Below are 18,727 nucleotides of genomic sequence, written 5' to 3'. Positions count from 1 at the left end.
TTCATTCCGGACACGTCCTCTCTATTTATAGGATAGAGACTTAACTAACTTGTGTCCATACATCCATACTAGCATCAAGAGTTAGGCTTATGGATAGTACTTATGGAAGGAATGTTTGGGGCAGGGGTAAAGGTCACTTCTTTCCAGTCCAGTCAATGGAAAGCCATAACTTTCGGTAGTGGGATTAGAACAGAACTCTTTCCTAAAGTATACTTAGACCCTAACAATCTATGGGTAGAAGAATATGAAGAGTTAATTGGAACAACAATCAATTCGGATACTTTTGAGACCCTTGAAGGGATGAAAGTCTCGCTAATTGAAGAAAACGTGGGAGAAAATATAAAGTACCATGCGTACGCAAATGGTTTAATCATTAAAGAAACAATGGATGGTGGAAAATCTAGCTATGAAGTTGTCTCCGAAGTAATATATAAAGAAAACGATCAAGCCGATGAACCGCAGGAAAATAAAGTCCTCGATGGTATTCAGTTGGGATTAGATATATTAGGACTGATACCAGTTGTGGGAGAAGTAGCGGATGGTGTAAACGGGATAATCTATACCGCTAGAGGAGATATGCTAAATGCAGGACTTTCCTTTGGATCGATGATTCCATTCGTGGGTTGGGGCACTACTGGAGCTAGATTTGCAATAAAAGGAGGCCGAGCAATAGAAGATGCTCGAGACGTCAATCGAGTTACGGAAAATGTTAAACCGGGATCTCAGGGGATGGATGACACTACATCATACTTTAGGGTTCAAGGTGGAGAAATGCCAAATGCAAGCCAAGTAAGGATTCAAGTCGACAATAATGGAAGAATGATCATTCCTAACAAGGATGCAAACTTAAACGTTAGCGCAGGGACTAGGGAACATGCCGAATATTTCTTGGAGAAAAGAGGCGCTGGTGCTGAAATTGTAGAGATTGAAGTGCCAAGATGGTTTGACGATTTTGTGCAAGAAAGCGCAATACCACAGTTTAGATATAAAAACAATCCACTTAATCAGGGAGGGACAGCATCAAAAGTGGTTGACCCTAGTACACCGGGAACATCATTTGAATTTCCCTCACCATGGATTGAGTGGCTTGAGGAATATGGTAAGATAAAGAAATAAAATACGAAACACTTAATACAACTGGGAGATGATACATTGTTTAACAAACCCAAATATGCTGAAAACATAATAGTTTTAGTTAAATACAACACATCATATAGATGGTTTGTTACAGATAAGGAAATATGGTTTCTAGATTTAAATAAATTAATATCTTCTTATCTGGAGAAAGGATTTGAAATTCCTAATCCTGATGACTTTTCTGACAGGTTTGATATGGCAGTAGTAAATGAAGATAATGTGGAAGATTTTCTACATGAAATCAGAGAATTAGAAGTAAGTAATGAAGAGTTAAGAAAAAGTTTAGTGCATAGAGAATATAGTCATATTTCAGATATGATACCTTCTTTATATGTTGATTTTGATGATAAGAAGCTTACTTCTTTTTATCCAGAACCGGCATCCTATGAATTATATGTACCGAATGGGTGGCTAGGGAAGTATGAACAATTCATGGAAAACATTCCGGTAGACTATCAATATTGGATAATCACTGGCGAAAATTTATTTCAAAAGGAGAATGACGATGAATAAAACAGAAACCTTTACTATAATGAAAGAAATGTTTGGGAAAGAGGGAAGTGAGGAGCAAGTAGAAGGGCTTACACTTATAATTGATGGTAAGCTGAAAGAAGTCTTTGATACTATCATCGATAAATCAGATGACTACAATAATTATACTGACGTACTTAGTAGTATAGTTGTACACGGGGTAAATGGAATTATTAATGAGCTAAAATAATTGCATGCTATAAGAGTTTATTGGGTCAAGTTGAAAAATAGTTAATAAATGAGATTATACAAAGAAACAAATAGCAGGGTGATTATGGTCAAATACCATCATTATCAATCTGCTTTTTTTTCTTTTTCTTCCATGGATTTAGAAAGATAAGGAATTATAAAGTTTAAAGATCATAAAATAAAACCTTGATCAGCCAAAGCTTTTCAAGGTTTCTTCCTTCTATTTATGCCTTTCTATTTGCAAAGTTAATTGGACTGCTACTTACCCTAAATTCTTTCAGCCTTCTTTTCGAAATACCAATGTAATCGATATTCACAAATCTCCCTCGTCCAATTAAAGATGATTTCATTCACATGTTTACTCACATCAAAGTTTAGAGCAAATTCTCCATCTACATATCGAATTTTCCCTTTTGAAGAATTACTCCATTTGGTCATAGGCATGCGACCAATTAAGGAAGCCGTTTTTTTATGATCTGGTACAATGGAATCGATTTTTCTTCTATATTCCTTAGTGGTTAGAAAATCAATAAAGTAGGGAGCAACAGTCTCTGCAGTGACTGGCTCAAACCAGTGATTTACCCCACGCGATAACATGTAGCTCAGGAGTACCATCTTATAGCTTTTAGTCATAGCTGTTTTTTCTACTTCTTCAACCCATTCCTGATAAAGGTTATACGCCTTTAGTTCTTGTTCGGTTAACTCCTCAGCATCCTTCAACATACCTACATAGGAGCCAAACTCACTTTTGACTTGGGTTGTTATGATTCCTGATTTTAAATGGTATTCTAGGTAGGAAGGACGGGTTCCTAGTTCCTCTTTTAATCGGAAGTATTCATAAATCATTCGTTGCTTGTGGCTAGCAGCTTTTTTCTCCATTTCTTTAATAAGGTCAATGATCTCCGTTTCTAATTCGATAGAGCAATATTCAGGTATAGCAGCTTGTATTGTATACAGGTTTGGTTTATCCATTTGCTCTGCTGAAAAGATAGACAGCTTCGTGTCTGCATTCCTATAATTTCCTATTAAATCAATAATGACACAATGCGTTTTTCCGTCAGCAAGACGCAAGCCTCGACCAATCTGTTGCGTGAATACTGCAACAGATTCAGTGGGACGGATAAAAAGAAGAGTATCAACTGTGGGAATATCCACTCCCTCATTAAATAAGTCTACGGTAAAGATGATATCTAATAATCCATTCTCCAGTTCTTTCCTCGCATTTATACGTTCCTCTCGAGGAGTAGCACCGCTTAAGGCAACTGAATTATATCCTGCTCCAGAAAAATAATTGCTTAAGAAATTAGCTTGTCTTACAGAAGAACAAAATCCAATCGTTTTACTTTGTTTACGGAGCTTCCAGGCCTCTAATATTTTCTTAGCCATTTCTTCACGTAATTGAAAGCGAGCTAATTCGTCCTCATCGTATCTATTTCCTAGCCAACGAATTTGAGAATAGTCCGTTTCATCATAGACCCCATAATATCGGAAGGGAGCTAACCAGTCCCGCTCTATCGCATCAATGAATGGAATGCGAATGGCTACATTTCCATCACAAATACTGTAGACATCCTTATTATCTAAACGGTCTGGAGTAGCTGTGATACCTAATAAAAATTTGGGATTAAAATATTCGATAACCCGCTCATAGCTTGGTGCAGCAGCATGATGAAATTCATCGACAACGATTAAATCAAAGTCATTTGAGCTGAATTGATCGAGGTGATACTGCTGGGAAAGCGTATGAATAGAAGCAAAAATAAAATCTGCATGTACATTCTTTTCAACTGCGTTGTACATGCCGGCTGACTGGTTAGGGTGGACATGTAGAAAAGAGTTTTTTGCTTGGTATAATATTTCCTCTCGATGTGCGATGAAAAGTACCCGTTTAAACTGTTCTGCGAAAAAAGCAGCCAAATAGGTCTTGCCTAAACCAGTAGCTAGAACGACAAGAGCCTTGTCATAATCATCTTCTATCGTTTTCTTTAGCGCTTGCAGTGCCAATACCTGAGCGGGGCGAGGAGTAAGCTTACTTGGCCCAGTCGTGTATTCTTCTTTGGGATCAATAACCATCGACTCTCCATTAACTGTACCGAACATGATCTCCTGTTCCTCATTTGCTGACCAGGTATTACTAATCGCTAAATCCTTGTTCACTTTGTTATAGGCCTCTTGGTAGCCTGATAAAGTTTCTGTGTTTAAGGGAATAGTGGAGGCTGAATAAAAAAGCTTCATAAATTCATTTGTTGCTTCCTCAAAAACGGTTCCACTTACTACGGCAGGGGCGTAAAGATTCCATTCTATCCCATTATGTAACGCAGAGGAGGATAAATTAGAGGAGCCAACAATCAGGTGACTATCTTCATTGGAACGAAACATATAAGCCTTTGGATGAAAGGAAATTCCATTACTTCTATAGATTCTAATCTCTGCATGATGAAGTTCCTCTAGTAAGAGCTTCAGTGCTTCGGGCTGAGTAATGTATAAATAGTCACCAACTAGTAGCTTAAGCTCTGCTCCACGTAAACCTGCCTCCTTTAAAGAAGGGAGTACATGCCTAACGCCTGATTTCATAGCAAATGCAGTAATCCAGTAAATACTAGTCGCATCGAGAGTAAGACTCTTCAAGTCCTCAATAAGATTAGATGTGATCAGCCTTAGCCTACTCATCCTCAACCTCTATTAAATAGATTCCTTCTTTAAATCCTCCGCGCTTCTCTTTTTTGGCAAGACGGATTTGCTCAAGCTCCTCATATGTAGCTTCATGAATAGGAAGAGCTGCATGGATTAATTCTAGTATATCTGCAAGCTCTTCAAGTGCGTCTTTGCGGTTATCCGTTGCTTCAAATTCCTTCACTTCTTCATATAATTTGTTTTTTATTTCGGTTAAATGCTCGGATTTATCTAAAATGCGCGTGGAAAACTTACTTCCAGATTTCTCGATTACCTGAGGGATTAGGTCACGTACTAGCTTGTTGTATACTGGCATAATTGTTCCTCCTTACTATTGATTTAGTTTGCTGCTGTTGATATTAATCTTAAACCTTTCGTCTATATCTTTACAAATGAATTATATAGTAGAGGTCTCCTTAACCTATTACCTGCTGCCTGTAATAGGACGGGCTAATATTATGATTGGCCTTAAACAGCTTAGAAAAGTAGTTGGCGTCATTAAAGCCACTTTTTGCTGCTATTTCGTTGATAGTTAGGTTGGTCTCCTGAAGTAGCTGCATGGCATGGTTGAGTCGCTTCTTAGTAACGTATTGCTTGAAGGTCAAAGCGTTTGTTTTCGAGAAAAGCATACTTATATAACTAGGACTGATTCCTAGAAAATTTGCGAGTTGGTCAAGGCTAAGCTTATCGTCTGTATAATGGAGGTCGATGAAGTCCAGTGCGGCATTTACATAGTCGAACTGGCCTTTTTCTTTTTGTTTTTCCACCTGATTCATTATGTCCTGACAGAGGAGGACGATTTCCTGGATAATCGTGTAAAGGACTGGATGATTTAGAATGAGTTCAAAGAGTTGGTTGTAGCGATGTTCCAAATCTATTCGTTTTTCCATTTGGTATTTAAGCATGAATCTCCGTATTTGTGCGAGAATGCTAGTCAAATGGATGCGTATAGTGTCTGGATGATAATACGTTTTAATGGTAGAGATGCTATATAAAAAATGCTTGATTGTCTGTACGTCATTTTGCTCTAGGCTCGATATCCAAAGTCGTTGCTGTTCCATTGTTAAAAATGGGTCCAAACTTTGAAAGGTAGGAAGTTCGCTCACAAGAAAAACCTGCCCAAAGCCATGCTGAAAACGTAGCTTCAGGGTTTCCTTTATAGCTTGGTACATGTCCTTTACGGATTTTCTCGGTAGATCATAGATAGCTATATTTAAGTTGGTATTCTGTGTGTTAGACCATTCCCTTATAATTGCCTTTGTTTTTTTACGAAGCTCCTCGAGTGTTTCTTCTGTTGAGAATGCCACAATACGCTTAGAAAGGGGAAAGAGAGTCAAATGATTTAGGGATTCTAGCCAATGGAAAAGCTGTTCATTCTGTTCCAAAATCTCAGCCTCCAACATCAGACAAAATGTAAACTCTTGCTCTATCTCATATTGATCTAAAAATAAGGAAGGATAAATCGAATGCTCTCCTATTAAAGGTAGACTCTCTTGTTGCACTCTTAATTCATTTCTAACTGCATGAGTTAAATATTGTTTAAGCAAGCTTAAGTCTATTGGTTTAACCAGGAGAGTGAGCGCTCGCATGGAAAGTGCTTCTAAAGCATGCTTAAAAAGTGGCTCTGCAGTGATCCCAATGATGTGATGGGAATTTAGCGATAATGCTTTTCTTAATCGTTTGGAATCACTCTGAGCAAGCAACTCCATTTCGAGTAAAATAACCTCTGGGTTCTCGGCCTCGATTTGCTCCACTGCCTCGTTAAAATTTCCTGCCTCTAAAACAGTCATAACATCCAACTGATATCGCTTGATAAACCACTGGATACCATTTCTTTCCGTTTGATCCCTGTCAATAATTAAGAGCTTCAATCTGTTACACCCCCTACTAGTTGTACTTATTTAACTTTGAATTAACATTGAGGTATTTTCTTATCATTTTATTCATTGATTCATAAAATCATAAATTATTCCCTGTTTATCTTTATAAAATTCCACCTTATCTAATAAAATTCCTTTATTTTAAACCTGGATTATATATATCTTATTTTTTCTAAATTTTATAATTGGTAAAACAGAGGGATGTGTTTAAAAGACCCCTTTCATTAAGCGTATTTTTATCATATTAAAGGGAGTGTTGTGTGATGGAACATGTTATGCAAAATATTAAAGCACCAACAGGAAATCAGCTTTCCTGTAAAGGATGGACGCAAGAGGCTGCTATGCGTATGCTCATGAATAATTTGGACCCCGAGGTTGCTGAAAATCCGGATGAGCTAGTGGTGTACGGGGGAATAGGAAAGGCAGCTCGAAACTGGGCGAGCTATGCGCAAATAATCGAGTCGCTGAAAAAGCTAGAAAACGATGAAACGCTACTGATCCAGTCTGGTAAGCCGGTAGCTGTGTTTCGAACGTATGAGCATTCACCACGTGTTCTCATTGCAAACTCTAACTTAGTTCCAGCTTGGGCTAACTGGGAGCATTTTTATGAGCTAGAGGACAAGGATTTGATGATGTATGGCCAAATGACTGCAGGTAGCTGGATATATATTGGTGCTCAAGGAATTTTACAGGGTACTTATTTGAGTTTTGTAGAGGCAGGTAAAAAAGTGTTTGGTAGTGCAGACCTCCGCGGAAAACTAATTTTAACAGGTGGTATGGGTGGTATGAGTGGTGCTCAGCCCCTTGCCGGGAAGATGGCAGGAGCAGTCATTCTTGTTGTAGAGGTAGACAAGAAACGCATTGAAAGAAAAATAAAAGAAGGCTATTGTGATTACTTAGTAGAAGATTTAGATGATGCCTTAAAAATGGTGAAACAGTTGCAGAACAAGAAAGAACCAGCATCCATCGGGTTAGTTGGAAACTGTGCGGATATTTATAGAGAGATATATGAGCGTGGAATCGTTCCAGATCTAGTGACAGATCAAACAAGCGCACATGATCCGCTAAATGGATATATCCCAAATCATATGTCTTTGGAGGAGGCACTAAAGCTTCGCAAGGAAGATCCGAAGGCATATGAGCATAAGGCGAAACAGGCTATGGCTGATCATGTTCAAGCGATGCTCGATTTCCAAAAAGTTGGATCAGAGGTATTTGATTATGGTAACAACATTCGGAAGTATGCACAGGAGATGGGTGTAGCGAATGCCTTCGACTTCCCCGGTTTTGTTCCAGCGTACATTAGACCATTGTTCTGCGAAGGAAAAGGCCCGTTCCGCTGGGCTGCATTGTCCGGGGATCCAGAGGATATTTTAAAGACAGATGCACTGGCAAAGGAAATGTTTGCAAAAGACGAGGCGCTTGTAAATTGGATTGATATGGCTCAGAAAATGGTGAAGTGGCAAGGTCTCCCGGCTCGAATTTGTTGGCTAGGCTACGGTGATCGCCATCGCTTTGCTTTAAAGGTAAACGAAATGGTCGCTTCAGGAGAACTCAAGGCTCCCATTGTGTTCGGGCGAGACCATCTAGACTCAGGCTCTGTTGCATCCCCTAATCGAGAAACAGAAGGAATGAAGGACGGCTCTGATGCAGTTTCAGATTGGCCGATTTTAAATGCACTAGTGAATGTGGCTGGTGGAGCAAGCTGGGTGAGTGTACATCACGGGGGCGGAGTAGGAATGGGATATTCCCAGCATGCTGGTCAGGTGCTTGTGGCAGACGGCACGGAGATGGCAGCAGAAAAAATTAGCCGAGTACTCATATCGGACCCTGGGCTAGGAGTTGCTCGCCATGCGGATGCTGGGTACGAAATTGCCATTAAAACTGCCCAGGAGAAGAATGTTCATATACCAATGCTAAACATAAAAGGATGAGGATACATGACATTACTAATCACAAATGCCAACCAATTAGTTACTCTAGCATCTGCTAGTAAAAAAGCACGCATAGGAAAAGAGATGAGCGAGCTTGGCATCATAGAAAATGGAAGTATATTAATAGAAGGAGACCGAATCATTGCTATCGGAACAAAAGAAGAGCTTCAGGAGCAGCATCCTCAGCTCATCGAGCAAGCACAGGTTATAGATGCATCAGGCCATATAGTTATGCCGGGTCTAGTAGACGCCCATACTCATCTCGTCTTCGGAGGAACTCGTGAAAATGAATTCCAAATGCGTCTAAACGGTGCTACCTACATGGAAATCATGAATGCCGGGGGTGGAATTCATGCGACAACGAAGAAAACGAGAGAATCATCGTTCGATCACTTATACGAGAAAACATATAACCATCTATATGATTTTCTTCGCCATGGGGTAACGACGGTAGAAGCGAAAAGTGGCTACGGGTTGGACTGGGAGACCGAGAAGAAACAGCTACTTGTTGCAAAGAAGCTTCAGGAAAATCATCCGGTCGACGTTGTTCGGACGTTTATGGGAGCCCATGCGGTACCTGCTGAGTACAAAGCAAATCCTGATGCATTTGTGGATCTGCTTGTGAATGATATGATTCCAATGGTTGTGGAGCAACAGTTAGCAGAGTTCAATGATGTTTTCTGTGAGAAGGGAGTATTTACTCCAGAGCAGTCTCGTAGGATTTTATTGGCAGGCAAGGAGCATGGGCTTATTCCTAAAATTCATGCCGATGAAATTGAACCATATGAGGGGGCGGAGCTAGCAGCAGAGGTTGGAGCTATTTCAGCCGAGCATTTATTGGTAGCATCAGATAAAGGAATACAAGCAATGGCGAAGGCTGGAACTGTTGCTGTTTTATTGCCAGGGACAGCATTTTTCTTGAAGGCTGCCTCTGCACGAGGAAGACTGATGGTGGATGAAGGGGTACCCGTTGCCATTTCCACTGATTTTAATCCAGGATCTTCCCCAACGATTTCTTTGCCTTTCATCATGAATTTAGCGTGTATGAATATGGGTATGACAATGGAAGAGGTAATCACTGCGACTACTATTAACGCAGCCTATGCGATTAATCGTGGAGATGAGATCGGTTCTCTAGAGGTGGGTAAGAAGGCAGACGTACTTATTCTAAATGTAGCAAACTATCAGCAATTGCAATACTTCTACGGGATGAATCATACAAAAACTGTTATCAAAAATGGAAAAGTAGTTTTGGACAACGGAGTGATTACCGATGGACTATAATAAAGCTCCGATAGAGCACTCGCCATTTGATTGGCAAAGGACAGTACATCAGGATATGAAGGTAAAGGATTGGATAGTTCCTCAGTGGCAAAGTGAGAAAAAAGATTGGAATGTAGTGCTTCTAGGAGCACCGCTTTCCAGATCCTCTATTAGTGTTTCAGGAGCCTCCGAGTTTCCAAATGCCTTTCGCCAATCGTGGGAAAAGTTCTCAACCTACTATATTGATGAAGATATAGATATTCGTGAGTTAACCGTAGCAGATATCGGAAATGTAAAAATGCATGTTACCGATATTTTACGCTGTCACCAACATATCGAGGATGCGATGGAGAGTGTCGCAGAGACTTATCCAAATGCACTGAAGGTGACCATCGGTGGAGACCATTCGGTAACGGCAGCAACTATTCGTGGACTAAAGAAGGTAATGCCAGAGAAAAAGATTGGTATTTTACAATTAGATACTCATTTGGATTTACGTTCGACAGATGATCACGGTCCGACGAACGGAACCCCCATTCGTCAATTAATAGAGGGTCGAGTGATTGAGGGAAAGCATGTCTATAATATTGGATTGCATGGATTTTATAACGCTCCTTCTCTAATCGAGGCAGCAAACGATTATGAGGTTCATCGTATTCGTTTAAAGGAACTGCGTCAGAAGGGTATCGAGCAAACGGTACAAGATATACTATCCGTTTTGATGGAGCAGGTAGACTTTATTTATGTAACGGTTGATATGGACGTTCTGGATATTTCATACGCTCCTGGTGTCCCAGCCTCTACTCCAGGTGGCATGAGATCTGATGAGCTATTCGAAATTTTGTATGAGGTCGGGAAATGCGATGGAATAGGAGCGATCGACTTTGTATGCATTGATCCAACGAAGGATAATTCGGTGGAGGCAACTGTAAAGACAACCACCTATGCCTTTTTAACATTTTTAGCATCTTTTTATCAGCATCGAGTGAAGAGATATTAGGCCTTATAAGGCTTAGATGAAGCACAGTCGGATAGAGAACTGTTTTAAAGAAAGCGTTTGGCTGCCTCTAGTCAAACGTTTTTTTGAAGAGACCCAGCAGCGTGCCATCTTTTTAGATAGGGGTAGCTCTAAGTGTTTCTTCGTTATATATTCAGTCATGAATAAATGGATTTCTTTGAATAATTATCTGAAAAATTAATCTTTTTTATATAATTTCGCGTATAATAATAGTAAATGGGACAGGGAGGAATTGTATGATTAAAAGGATATCCACTGCGTTTACCCAATATAAAAATAAAATTTCAAGGTTTACAGAATCCATTTTTATTCTAGGAGAGAGGACAAAGGAAGAAGTCACGGAAGAGAGTCGAAGAGCCATCCGGCATATGAAAAGGATGTATCAGTATGATTGGTATGTAGATTTCAAGAGTCAATTTGAACAGGATTGGGATCATCACCCGGAGATTTTACAATTTATGAGCGGAGTAGACGTTAAATCTTTAAACAACGAGGAGAGCAAGAAGAATTTTTTAGAAAGCTTTCATCAGCTATTGGAGAATTTAAAATGGACATAATAAGCTAATCCAAAAAGAAACGAGATTTCGTTATTCTTTTTGGATTTTTGTTTGTACAAATAATGAGGAAAGAGTAGCGTAGGACGATCGAAATCATTCTAGATGAATCATCACAGAGCCCATACGAAGGGAGAAAGTGCCCCATAAAGCGAGTCGTAGCGCCCGTAAAAAGGAGAAAATCGCCCATAAATTCAACTAGCGCCCGTAAATATGCGCAGGGCGCCCATACGAGGGGAGAAAGTGTCCCATAAAGCGAGTCAGCGCGCCCATAAAGAGGAGAAAATCGCCCATAAATTCAAATAGCGCCCGTAAATATGCGCAGGGAGCCCATACGAGGGGAGAAGGTGTCCCATAAAGCGAGTCGAAGCGCCCATAAAAAGGAGAAAATCGCCCATAAATCCAAATAGCGCCCGTAAATATGCGCAGAGCGCCCATACAAAGGCAAGAAGTGTCCCATATCCATAAAGCAATACCGTTACGTCCATAAAATCGATTACCAACCCAGTATCAAAGGAGGCGATATCCCTTGATACAGCGGTGATCATCTAAACAATCAACCTTAACCCAAAATCCATGCTAGACATAGGTTTAATAAAAAAGACTGGTGGTATTTGTAATTAACACTACCAGTCTTTTGATATTTTTATGTTGTGGAATTAATAGACATTTGATGAATTATTTCTCAATCTAGTATGATATAAAGTCTTTCCTTTCTCTGAATTTTTTAGTTGTTTTGAACGAAAACTTCTATTTTTTTATTTAGAGGGTTTGTTTTTTGGAGTTTTGGGGCAATACTCTAAAGAGTTTACGAAAAGAGGTACAAAGGAGGAACTTTATGTTCAAGGTTAGGACTATTTTATTTGTAGTGCTATTGATGTTGACCACAAACACAGTAGCGCATGCAGAGAGTCTATTCTCCCCTATAACTCAAGAGGATGAATCGATTTTTCTTACCGACACTTCAGACCACAGGAATCTAGTAGACAAAAAAACTGACTTAGAGAACGATATGGACGACTTTAATATACATTTTGATGATTTATATGCAATGAAATTGCTTATGAAGCTTCGTTCAGAGCCAGTAACTTATACGGTTGCCGAGGGGGACAACCTCTATAGAATTGCCCTTGCAAATGATTTGTCACTCAATGAACTTATGGATATGAATAATATAACAGGAGATTTAATATTTCCGGGAGACGAACTCATTGTAAAGCAGGGGACAGGAGACTTAGAGGACACACCGAAAAGACAAGTAATGGGAGTTACTGCTCCACCAATTGAACCAGTAGCTCCAAGTGCAGCTTCAACACCGAATACAGCTTCTACAAAAGTTGCTACATCAGCGCCAGTTGTAACAGCAGAACCTAAAACAGAAGGCTCTGTTGAAATGACGATGGAAGCCACAGCATACACAGCCTACTGTACAGGATGCTCAGGAACGACTGCCTATGGAATTGATCTAAGGGCCAATCCAAATGAAAAGGTAATAGCCGTTGACCCTCGTGTTATACCCCTGGGGACAAGGGTATGGGTAGAGGGCTATGGTGAGGCAATCGCTGGAGATACTGGCGGGGCTATCAAAGGGAATAAAATTGACGTATTTATCCCATCCTATGATAATGCAATACAGTGGGGTAGAAAACAAGTTAAACTCATCATATTAAACTAACGTAAAAAACCCATGTAATTTTACATGGGTTTTTATAGTTACATACTATATAAAAAGTACTTGAGAAGATGAATAGAATAAAGGATAATGAAAAATTAATATGACTAATAAAGGGTGGCATTCAAATGGATGAAATACAAATAAATAAGCATCGAAAAACACAGGAAAATAAAGGCCGACTGCTAGTAAAATGTCCAGACAAACCTGGAATAGTGGCAGTATTATCGACCTTTTTATACAAGTATGAATGTAACATCATTGAGTCTAGTCAGTATTCAAGTGACCCAGAAAACGGAACATTCTTTATACGGATTGAATATCACGGTGGTCAGCTGGCTGAAAGGGCTGCAAAAATGGAGAGTGATTTTAAAGAAATTTCACTTGAGCATGGAATGGAATATAAGTTTTCCTATCCTGCAGAACGCATTCGTTCGGCAATTTTTGTATCCCGAGAAACTCATTGCTTAATAGAGCTTTTATGGGAATGGCAAAATGGGGACCTCGACACAGATATAGTGGCAGTCATTAGTAATCACGAAACTGCACGTCCAATGGTAGAGGCACTAGGAATCCCCTATCATTATATTCCGGCTAATAAGGATATTCGTAAGCAGGTGGAGGAAGAGCAAATCCGCTTGATGCAGCAGTATGATGTAGACTTACTTATTTTAGCTCGATATATGCAAATACTAACTCCAGATTTTGTTTCTCATTTTGAGAGTCGCATCATTAACATTCATCACTCCTTCCTACCTGCCTTTATAGGAGCAGGTCCTTACGAACGTGCGTATGAGCGTGGAGTAAAGCTGATTGGTGCCACTTCTCACTATGTAACGAACAATTTGGATGAGGGCCCAATTATCGAACAGGACGTAGAACGGGTAGACCACCGGGATGATGTAACGGAACTTAAGAAAATTGGACGTAAAATCGAAAGACGTGTACTTGCGAGAGCTGTAAAATGGCATCTTGAAAACCGAGTAATCGTAGAGGGCAATAAAACCATTGTATTTCATTAATAAAGAAAGCTTCGAGGTATTGAACTATTTCAATACTCCGAAGCTCTTATTTTTTACATGAAATTAATTAAATCACTTTTTTATTTATAGCAGTTAGTTAAGTTTTTCGGCCTATATATTTCCTTTAGCTAGCCATGGTAAAAATCCATCTAGGAATCGTTCGGTTGCTGGCATGAAGTAGGAGCCAAAATGATAGTCAGGATCTAGGGTAGTAATAATCCAAGTTCCATTAGTGCTCACCTTGTCAACGTAAAGGACAGCACCACCATCCTCGGTCGTAATAAGTTTGTGAGAACCTTCCACTGGCCAAAATACACCGTGCTGGTGCCACGTAGCATCTCGCAAAGTTATATAGTTGAACAAATCATACTCCGGGTCAGCTAGCACTAATCCACTATTTGCATCCTTTTCAAGCCACCACCAAAAATTAGTTTCTCGTTCCTCCCATTTTTGGTTTGGAAGCCATTCCCAAGGCTGCGGTCCAAAGGCTACAACGATTCCTCCCGCATTTGCAAAAGCATGGATTTTCTCCTTCGAAGCCATCAATAAATGTTCATTTAGCTGTGAAGGTACAAACAAAACATCTATCCCTTCCAATGAATCATTTTGGAAATCTGGGAAGTAGATTAGTCTGTCTATATATTGTTTATATTTTGGTTCATTGAATGTTCTATGATGAGGTGCATGTCCACTATAAATTACAGCAATTTTTCTCATTTGGAGCTGACCTCCTTTTGTAGTGCCTTATATTCATCTTGAATCCATTGTAAGAGCTGGATGCTGATACGATCCGTTGATTTATTTTGCATGCGATGAGCAAAGAGATCACGACCAGAATGAACTAAAATTGTTCCCTTCGTTGACTGGCGATCAATATATGTAATAGGCATTCCATCGCGGAAAGTTAGAAGCACCTCTGCACCATTTGGAACAGGGGAGTGAGTCACTCTTGCGAAGAAGCCGGCCACTCCTTTGTTGTAGGTCATATCATCGGTATCTACTCCCTTAAAAATAGGATGATCTATTTTCTTGAAAACATGATAATCTTCATGGCTTTCAATCGTTCTAGGTGTAAAGATAGGACAGCCAGGAAGCCATTCTCTAAATAAGTGCCCACCGAATATGACAACTTTCCCTGCTTCTAAAAATTCTTCTATAACTGCTTTATGTTTATATAAGTACTCTTGATCTGCAAAATCGTGCACGACTATACAATAGTACGGCTCTAACGGATGCTCGGTTAATTGATATTGATCGATAATCGTAAAATGTTCGTTCATAAAAGAATTGGTACGGTTGGACAATCCAAACGCATGACCTGGATCCAAATAGAGTATGTTATTTATGTTAGTCAAAAAGAGCCCTCCATCGCTTGAAATAATTGATAACTATTCTCATTTAATTGCATCATAACATATGCACCTTAAAAATAAAAAGGCAAAATTTTACTATATTACATTCTGAATATTGTTTTTTTATTAAGCATTCTTGACCTTTCGGGATATTTATTATAAGTTAGTTAGGTATTGAAAATGATTCTCAATGAGAATGGAGACAAATATAATGATGAAACGACCATATAGATACATAATTGCCTCTGCTTCTATCGCATTATTATTAGCAGGCTGCGGTAATGATAATGAAGTAAAAAATAAGGATTTAGAGGCTAGTCAAGAAACAAAGATAATTGTAGACGAATTAAATAGAGAGGTAGAGATTCCTGGAAAGCTAGACAGCATTGTAATGGGAGGGATACTACCGTACTTCTCCACATGGTTTATCGCTACCAATTCTACTGAAGAGATTGCAGGTATCCATCCAAATTCTTATAATGCAGCTTCTCACTCTATTTTAAAGGAAATTTCTCCATCTATACTAGATGCTAAAACGAACTTTATTGAAAATGGGGAAGTAAACGTAGAAGAGCTACTTTCTTTAGATCCAGATGTCTATTTTGAGATTGCTAACCAAGAAAAAACAGTGAAAAAGCTTGAAGATACAGGAATAACAACTGTTGCGTTAGACACTGCAACCGATTCACTTAATCCGTTAGATACATTAAATCGTTGGTTAACTTTAACAGGAGAAATTACTGGTATAACAGATCGTCCTGACGAGATTATTGCTGAAGGTGAAGAAAACCAAAAAATGATTTACGACACGCTCGATGAAGCAGGTGTCAAAGAGAAGGACATGCCACGTGTGATGGTATTGCAATACCATAATGATGGAGAGATTTCTGTGGCAGGAACGGGAATGCACGGAAATCGTTGGCTGAACTCCACTGGCGGAATAGATGTAGCAGCCGAAGAGGTCGATGGTATTAAAGCAGTAAATATGGAGCAAATTTATAAATGGAACCCTGATATCATTTATATTACTAATTTTACGGAAACTCAGCCTGAGGACTTGTATAACAACGTTTTTGAAAGCCAAGACTGGAGTGAAGTAAAGGCCGTTCAGGATAAAAAGGTTTATAAAATGCCGCTCGGTATCTATCGCTGGTATCCACCAAGTGGAGATGCACCATTGATGCTAAAATGGATGGCACAAAAAAATCATCCTGAGCTATTTACGTATGACATGAACGAGGAAATAAAAGACTATTACAAACGCTACTATGATTATGATTTAACGGATACACAAGTGGAAGAGATCTTATATCCACCATCGGAAGCAGCAAAATACTAATACAAAGGTGTCTATATAAATGAAGTCTAAATTGATCAAGATATTACTTTGGACATTGCCTATTATAGTTGGGCTGATTTCGATTGGGGTAGGTCGGTATCAAATTGATTTCATCGTTCAAATCCAAATACTGCTCTCTCAAATAGTACCTATGGAGCAAACATGGACAAACATGGAAGAAACAGTGGTCATGAATGTACGCCTACCAAGAATTTTATTGGCTATGCTAATTGGTGGTGGATTGTCCATCGCTGGTGCAGCATTCCAGGGAATGTTCGCGAATCCATTAGTCAGTCCCGATATTCTAGGTGTGTCAGCTGGGGCTGGATTTGGAGCTTCGATTGGAATTTTACTGTTTGGTAATAGCTTCACGATGCAAATCATGGCATTAGTAATGGGTATGCTAGCGATTGGCTTCACCTTTCTAATAGGTGGAGTAAAGCGAGATATGCCTATATTTATGCTAGTTCTTGCGGGAGTTGTCACTAGTGCATTGTTTCAGGCGTTAATTTCGCTTGTGAAATTCCTTGCTGACCCTGAGGAAAAGCTCCCGGCAATTACATATTGGCTAATGGGAAGTCTTGGTACTGCCAGCTATAGCGATTTAATGATTGGTGGTCCAATTATTTTGGTTGGAATTCTGATATTATATGTCCTTCGTTGGAGACTAAACATCCTGTCACTTTCAGAGGAAGAGGCATTGTCATTAGGGGTATCTGTTAACAAGCTAAAATGGCTAGTTATTTTAGGAGCAACGTTGATCACTGCAGCAGCAGTGTCCATTGCCGGTATTATCGGATGGGTAGGGCTGATCATTCCGCATATCGCTCGAATGATTGTAGGAAGTAACAACCAATATGTCCTTCCAGCATCTATTTCCATTGGAGCAGTGTACTTGTTATTCATCGATAATCTTGCTCGTAGTCTAACGGCAGCTGAAATTCCACTTTCTATTTTAACAGCTATTATTGGAGCTCCGTTTTTTGCATATTTACTCCGTAAAACAGGAGGTGGCTGGAATTGATTTTACAGGTGAAGGATGGAAACTACTTTTATAAAAAGGTGAAGGCTCCTGATTCTCAAAATTTTTTGTATATGAATGATATTAACTTTGAGCTTCGTCCTGGAGAAATTCTGTCCATTCTTGGTCCAAATGGAGCGGGAAAGACGACACTGTTAAAATGTATGATGGGCTTACAGGAATGGAAAAGGGGAGAAACTTTACTAGATGGTAAACCACTTTCTAAGATGAATTCCAAGGAAGTTTGGACAAAGATTGGTTATGTACCTCAGGCATCCAGTATGACATTCAGCTATTCCATTTTGGATTTAGTGACAATGGGGAGAGCAGTATATATTCGTTCCTTTGCCCAGCCATCTAAAAAAGACTATGCTTTGGCTTTAGAAGCCTTAGACTCAGTAGGCATCAAGCATTTAGCAGAAGAATCCTGCACATCTGTCAGCGGAGGGGAGCTACAATTAGCGCTAATCGCCCGGACCCTAGTGGCAGACCCAGAGATTTTAGTACTAGATGAGCCTGAATCCCATTTAGATATGCAGAAGCAAAAGGTTATCCTACAAACAATAAAAAGACTAGCTAAAGAAAAGGGCTTGGCCTGCGTCATAAATACTCATTATGCAAATCATGCATTTTATCTAGGAGATAAAGTACTTATGGTTGCGAAAGAAATGCCTGTAATAACTGGGAGTGTTTCTGATATTATGACGGAGAAAAATATTTTAGATTATTTCCAAATCGCTGTAAAGCGTCTGAGACACGAACTGGACGGACAAGTTTATGAAACGGTAGTTCCTACGTATTTCGGCAATGATCTATAGGACGACTGGACAGCAGAGCATAAAGGACAAAAGAGTAGACGTTTACATGTCTACTCTTTTTATTGGAAGAATCTATGTACGCGATAATAAATTATTGCATATCATAAAGTAATTCATAAGTAATAATAACCCTAGAGTCATATGTGGAAAAGTAAGGCATATTTGACCAGCAATAAGTTGAATGTATATTGATTTGTGTATATAATATCAATAAATAAGCAAGTTAAAGGACTGGATACTGCAATATCCAGTCCTACAATATGCAGCCGCAGAAAGAGCGGTTGGTCCTAGGTCAGAAATAACCGTCAAACCTTTGCCAGGGGA

Annotated in this window: 17 protein-coding genes; 12 read left to right on the top strand and 5 right to left on the bottom strand. The window is 39.4% G+C overall.

From position 1 onward, the window contains the following. Window positions 1-102 precede the first annotated feature (102 nt). The 3 genes from HF876_RS12990 to HF876_RS12980 are packed head-to-tail and all read left to right on the top strand — an operon-like array spanning window position 103 to window position 1,858. Window positions 103-1,116, top strand: a complete 1,014-nt coding sequence (locus HF876_RS12990) for a hypothetical protein (protein ID WP_169360484.1) — start codon at window positions 103-105, stop codon at window positions 1,114-1,116. Between the two features lie 36 nt (window positions 1,117-1,152). Further along, window positions 1,153-1,650 carry a hypothetical protein gene (locus HF876_RS12985; RefSeq protein ID WP_169360483.1) on the top strand — a complete coding sequence of 166 codons (498 nt, stop codon included), beginning with the start codon at window positions 1,153-1,155 and terminating at the stop codon, window positions 1,648-1,650. Continuing rightward, on the top strand, window positions 1,643-1,858 hold the full coding sequence (locus HF876_RS12980) for a hypothetical protein (protein ID WP_240949760.1): 216 nt from the start codon (window positions 1,643-1,645) through the stop codon (window positions 1,856-1,858). Before HF876_RS12985 ends, HF876_RS12980 begins: the two co-directional genes overlap by 8 nt. A 266-nt stretch (window positions 1,859-2,124) precedes the next feature. On the opposite strand, the gene HF876_RS12975 is transcribed toward HF876_RS12980, so the two are convergent. From HF876_RS12975 to HF876_RS12965, 3 genes are all read right to left on the bottom strand, one after another. Further along, the gene (locus HF876_RS12975) at window positions 2,125-4,527 is read right to left on the bottom strand and encodes a DEAD/DEAH box helicase family protein (protein ID WP_169360481.1); all 2,403 of its coding nucleotides are present in this window, start codon (window positions 4,525-4,527) and stop codon (window positions 2,125-2,127) included. Continuing rightward, on the bottom strand, window positions 4,520-4,846 hold the full coding sequence (locus HF876_RS12970) for a nucleoside triphosphate pyrophosphohydrolase (RefSeq protein ID WP_169360480.1): 327 nt from the start codon (window positions 4,844-4,846) through the stop codon (window positions 4,520-4,522). The genes HF876_RS12975 and HF876_RS12970 overlap by 8 nt, the downstream gene beginning before the upstream one ends. Window positions 4,847-4,946: 100 nt before the next feature. Beyond that, window positions 4,947-6,401 (bottom strand): response regulator transcription factor, encoded by a 1,455-nt coding sequence (locus tag HF876_RS12965; RefSeq protein WP_169360479.1) that lies wholly within the window; start codon window positions 6,399-6,401, stop codon window positions 4,947-4,949. A gap of 272 nt (window positions 6,402-6,673) precedes the next feature. Here HF876_RS12965 and hutU point away from each other — a divergent pair, with 272 nt between their 5' ends. The 6 genes from hutU (at window position 6,674) to purU (ending at window position 13,873) form a co-directional block, all read left to right on the top strand. Then, on the top strand, window positions 6,674-8,344 hold the full coding sequence (hutU, locus tag HF876_RS12960) for a urocanate hydratase (protein ID WP_169360478.1): 1,671 nt from the start codon (window positions 6,674-6,676) through the stop codon (window positions 8,342-8,344). Window positions 8,345-8,350: 6 nt separating this feature from the next. Continuing rightward, the gene (gene hutI, locus HF876_RS12955) at window positions 8,351-9,628 is read left to right on the top strand and encodes an imidazolonepropionase (protein ID WP_169360477.1); all 1,278 of its coding nucleotides are present in this window, start codon (window positions 8,351-8,353) and stop codon (window positions 9,626-9,628) included. Then, entirely contained in the window at window positions 9,618-10,607 is a 990-nt protein-coding gene (locus HF876_RS12950; RefSeq protein ID WP_169360476.1) for an agmatinase family protein, read from the top strand. Before hutI ends, HF876_RS12950 begins: the two co-directional genes overlap by 11 nt. A 254-nt stretch (window positions 10,608-10,861) precedes the next feature. After that, window positions 10,862-11,182, top strand: a complete 321-nt coding sequence (locus HF876_RS12945; protein ID WP_169360475.1) for a hypothetical protein — start codon at window positions 10,862-10,864, stop codon at window positions 11,180-11,182. 835 nt (window positions 11,183-12,017) lie between these two features. Next, entirely contained in the window at window positions 12,018-12,854 is an 837-nt protein-coding gene (locus HF876_RS12940) for a 3D domain-containing protein (RefSeq protein ID WP_240949759.1), read from the top strand. 125 nt (window positions 12,855-12,979) lie between these two features. Further along, on the top strand, window positions 12,980-13,873 hold the full coding sequence (purU, locus tag HF876_RS12935; RefSeq protein ID WP_169360474.1) for a formyltetrahydrofolate deformylase: 894 nt from the start codon (window positions 12,980-12,982) through the stop codon (window positions 13,871-13,873). Window positions 13,874-13,984: 111 nt separating this feature from the next. Here the strand turns inward: purU and HF876_RS12930 are convergent, their stop codons facing one another. Both HF876_RS12930 and HF876_RS12925 read right to left on the bottom strand, forming a co-directional pair. Continuing rightward, the gene (locus HF876_RS12930) at window positions 13,985-14,590 is read right to left on the bottom strand and encodes a hypothetical protein (RefSeq protein WP_169360473.1); all 606 of its coding nucleotides are present in this window, start codon (window positions 14,588-14,590) and stop codon (window positions 13,985-13,987) included. Continuing rightward, window positions 14,587-15,228, bottom strand: coding sequence for a phosphate starvation-inducible protein PhoH (locus HF876_RS12925; protein WP_169360472.1), 642 nt, complete (start codon window positions 15,226-15,228; stop codon window positions 14,587-14,589). Before HF876_RS12925 ends, HF876_RS12930 begins: the two co-directional genes overlap by 4 nt. 211 nt (window positions 15,229-15,439) lie before the next feature. On the opposite strand from HF876_RS12925, the gene HF876_RS12920 reads away from it, so the two are divergent. The 3 genes from HF876_RS12920 to HF876_RS12910 are packed head-to-tail and all read left to right on the top strand — an operon-like array spanning window position 15,440 to window position 18,403. Beyond that, entirely contained in the window at window positions 15,440-16,564 is a 1,125-nt protein-coding gene (locus tag HF876_RS12920) for an ABC transporter substrate-binding protein (protein ID WP_169360487.1), read from the top strand. Between the two features lie 19 nt (window positions 16,565-16,583). Continuing rightward, complete coding sequence (locus HF876_RS12915; protein ID WP_169360471.1) at window positions 16,584-17,588, top strand: FecCD family ABC transporter permease; 1,005 nt, start codon at window positions 16,584-16,586, stop codon at window positions 17,586-17,588. Next, window positions 17,585-18,403, top strand: a complete 819-nt coding sequence (locus HF876_RS12910; RefSeq protein WP_169360470.1) for an ABC transporter ATP-binding protein — start codon at window positions 17,585-17,587, stop codon at window positions 18,401-18,403. Before HF876_RS12915 ends, HF876_RS12910 begins: the two co-directional genes overlap by 4 nt. Window positions 18,404-18,727 lie beyond the last annotated feature (324 nt).

Source organism: Psychrobacillus sp. BL-248-WT-3 (genome assembly GCF_012843435.1).
Taxonomy (GTDB): domain Bacteria; phylum Bacillota; class Bacilli; order Bacillales_A; family Planococcaceae; genus Psychrobacillus.
The sequence above is the reverse complement of the archived record's forward strand: the minus strand, read 5'-3'. Positions and strand labels throughout refer to the sequence as shown.

Bases quoted from the DNA above. Each gene is read 5' to 3' on its own strand.
- hutI (WP_169360477.1), top strand. From the start codon at position 8,351: ATGACATTACTAATCACAAATGCCAACCAATTAGTTACTCTAGCATCT.
- HF876_RS12930 (WP_169360473.1), bottom strand. From the start codon at position 14,590: ATGAGAAAAATTGCTGTAATTTATAGTGGACATGCACCTCATCATAGA.
- HF876_RS12915 (WP_169360471.1), top strand. From the start codon at position 16,584: ATGAAGTCTAAATTGATCAAGATATTACTTTGGACATTGCCTATTATA.
- HF876_RS12950 (WP_169360476.1), top strand. From the start codon at position 9,618: ATGGACTATAATAAAGCTCCGATAGAGCACTCGCCATTTGATTGGCAA.
- purU (WP_169360474.1), top strand. From the start codon at position 12,980: ATGGATGAAATACAAATAAATAAGCATCGAAAAACACAGGAAAATAAA.
- HF876_RS12945 (WP_169360475.1), top strand. From the start codon at position 10,862: ATGATTAAAAGGATATCCACTGCGTTTACCCAATATAAAAATAAAATT.
- HF876_RS12970 (WP_169360480.1), bottom strand. From the start codon at position 4,846: ATGCCAGTATACAACAAGCTAGTACGTGACCTAATCCCTCAGGTAATC.
- HF876_RS12920 (WP_169360487.1), top strand. From the start codon at position 15,440: ATGAAACGACCATATAGATACATAATTGCCTCTGCTTCTATCGCATTA.
- HF876_RS12990 (WP_169360484.1), top strand. From the start codon at position 103: ATGGAAGGAATGTTTGGGGCAGGGGTAAAGGTCACTTCTTTCCAGTCC.
- HF876_RS12975 (WP_169360481.1), bottom strand. From the start codon at position 4,527: ATGAGTAGGCTAAGGCTGATCACATCTAATCTTATTGAGGACTTGAAG.
- hutU (WP_169360478.1), top strand. From the start codon at position 6,674: ATGGAACATGTTATGCAAAATATTAAAGCACCAACAGGAAATCAGCTT.
- HF876_RS12940 (WP_240949759.1), top strand. From the start codon at position 12,018: ATGTTCAAGGTTAGGACTATTTTATTTGTAGTGCTATTGATGTTGACC.
- HF876_RS12980 (WP_240949760.1), top strand. From the start codon at position 1,643: ATGAATAAAACAGAAACCTTTACTATAATGAAAGAAATGTTTGGGAAA.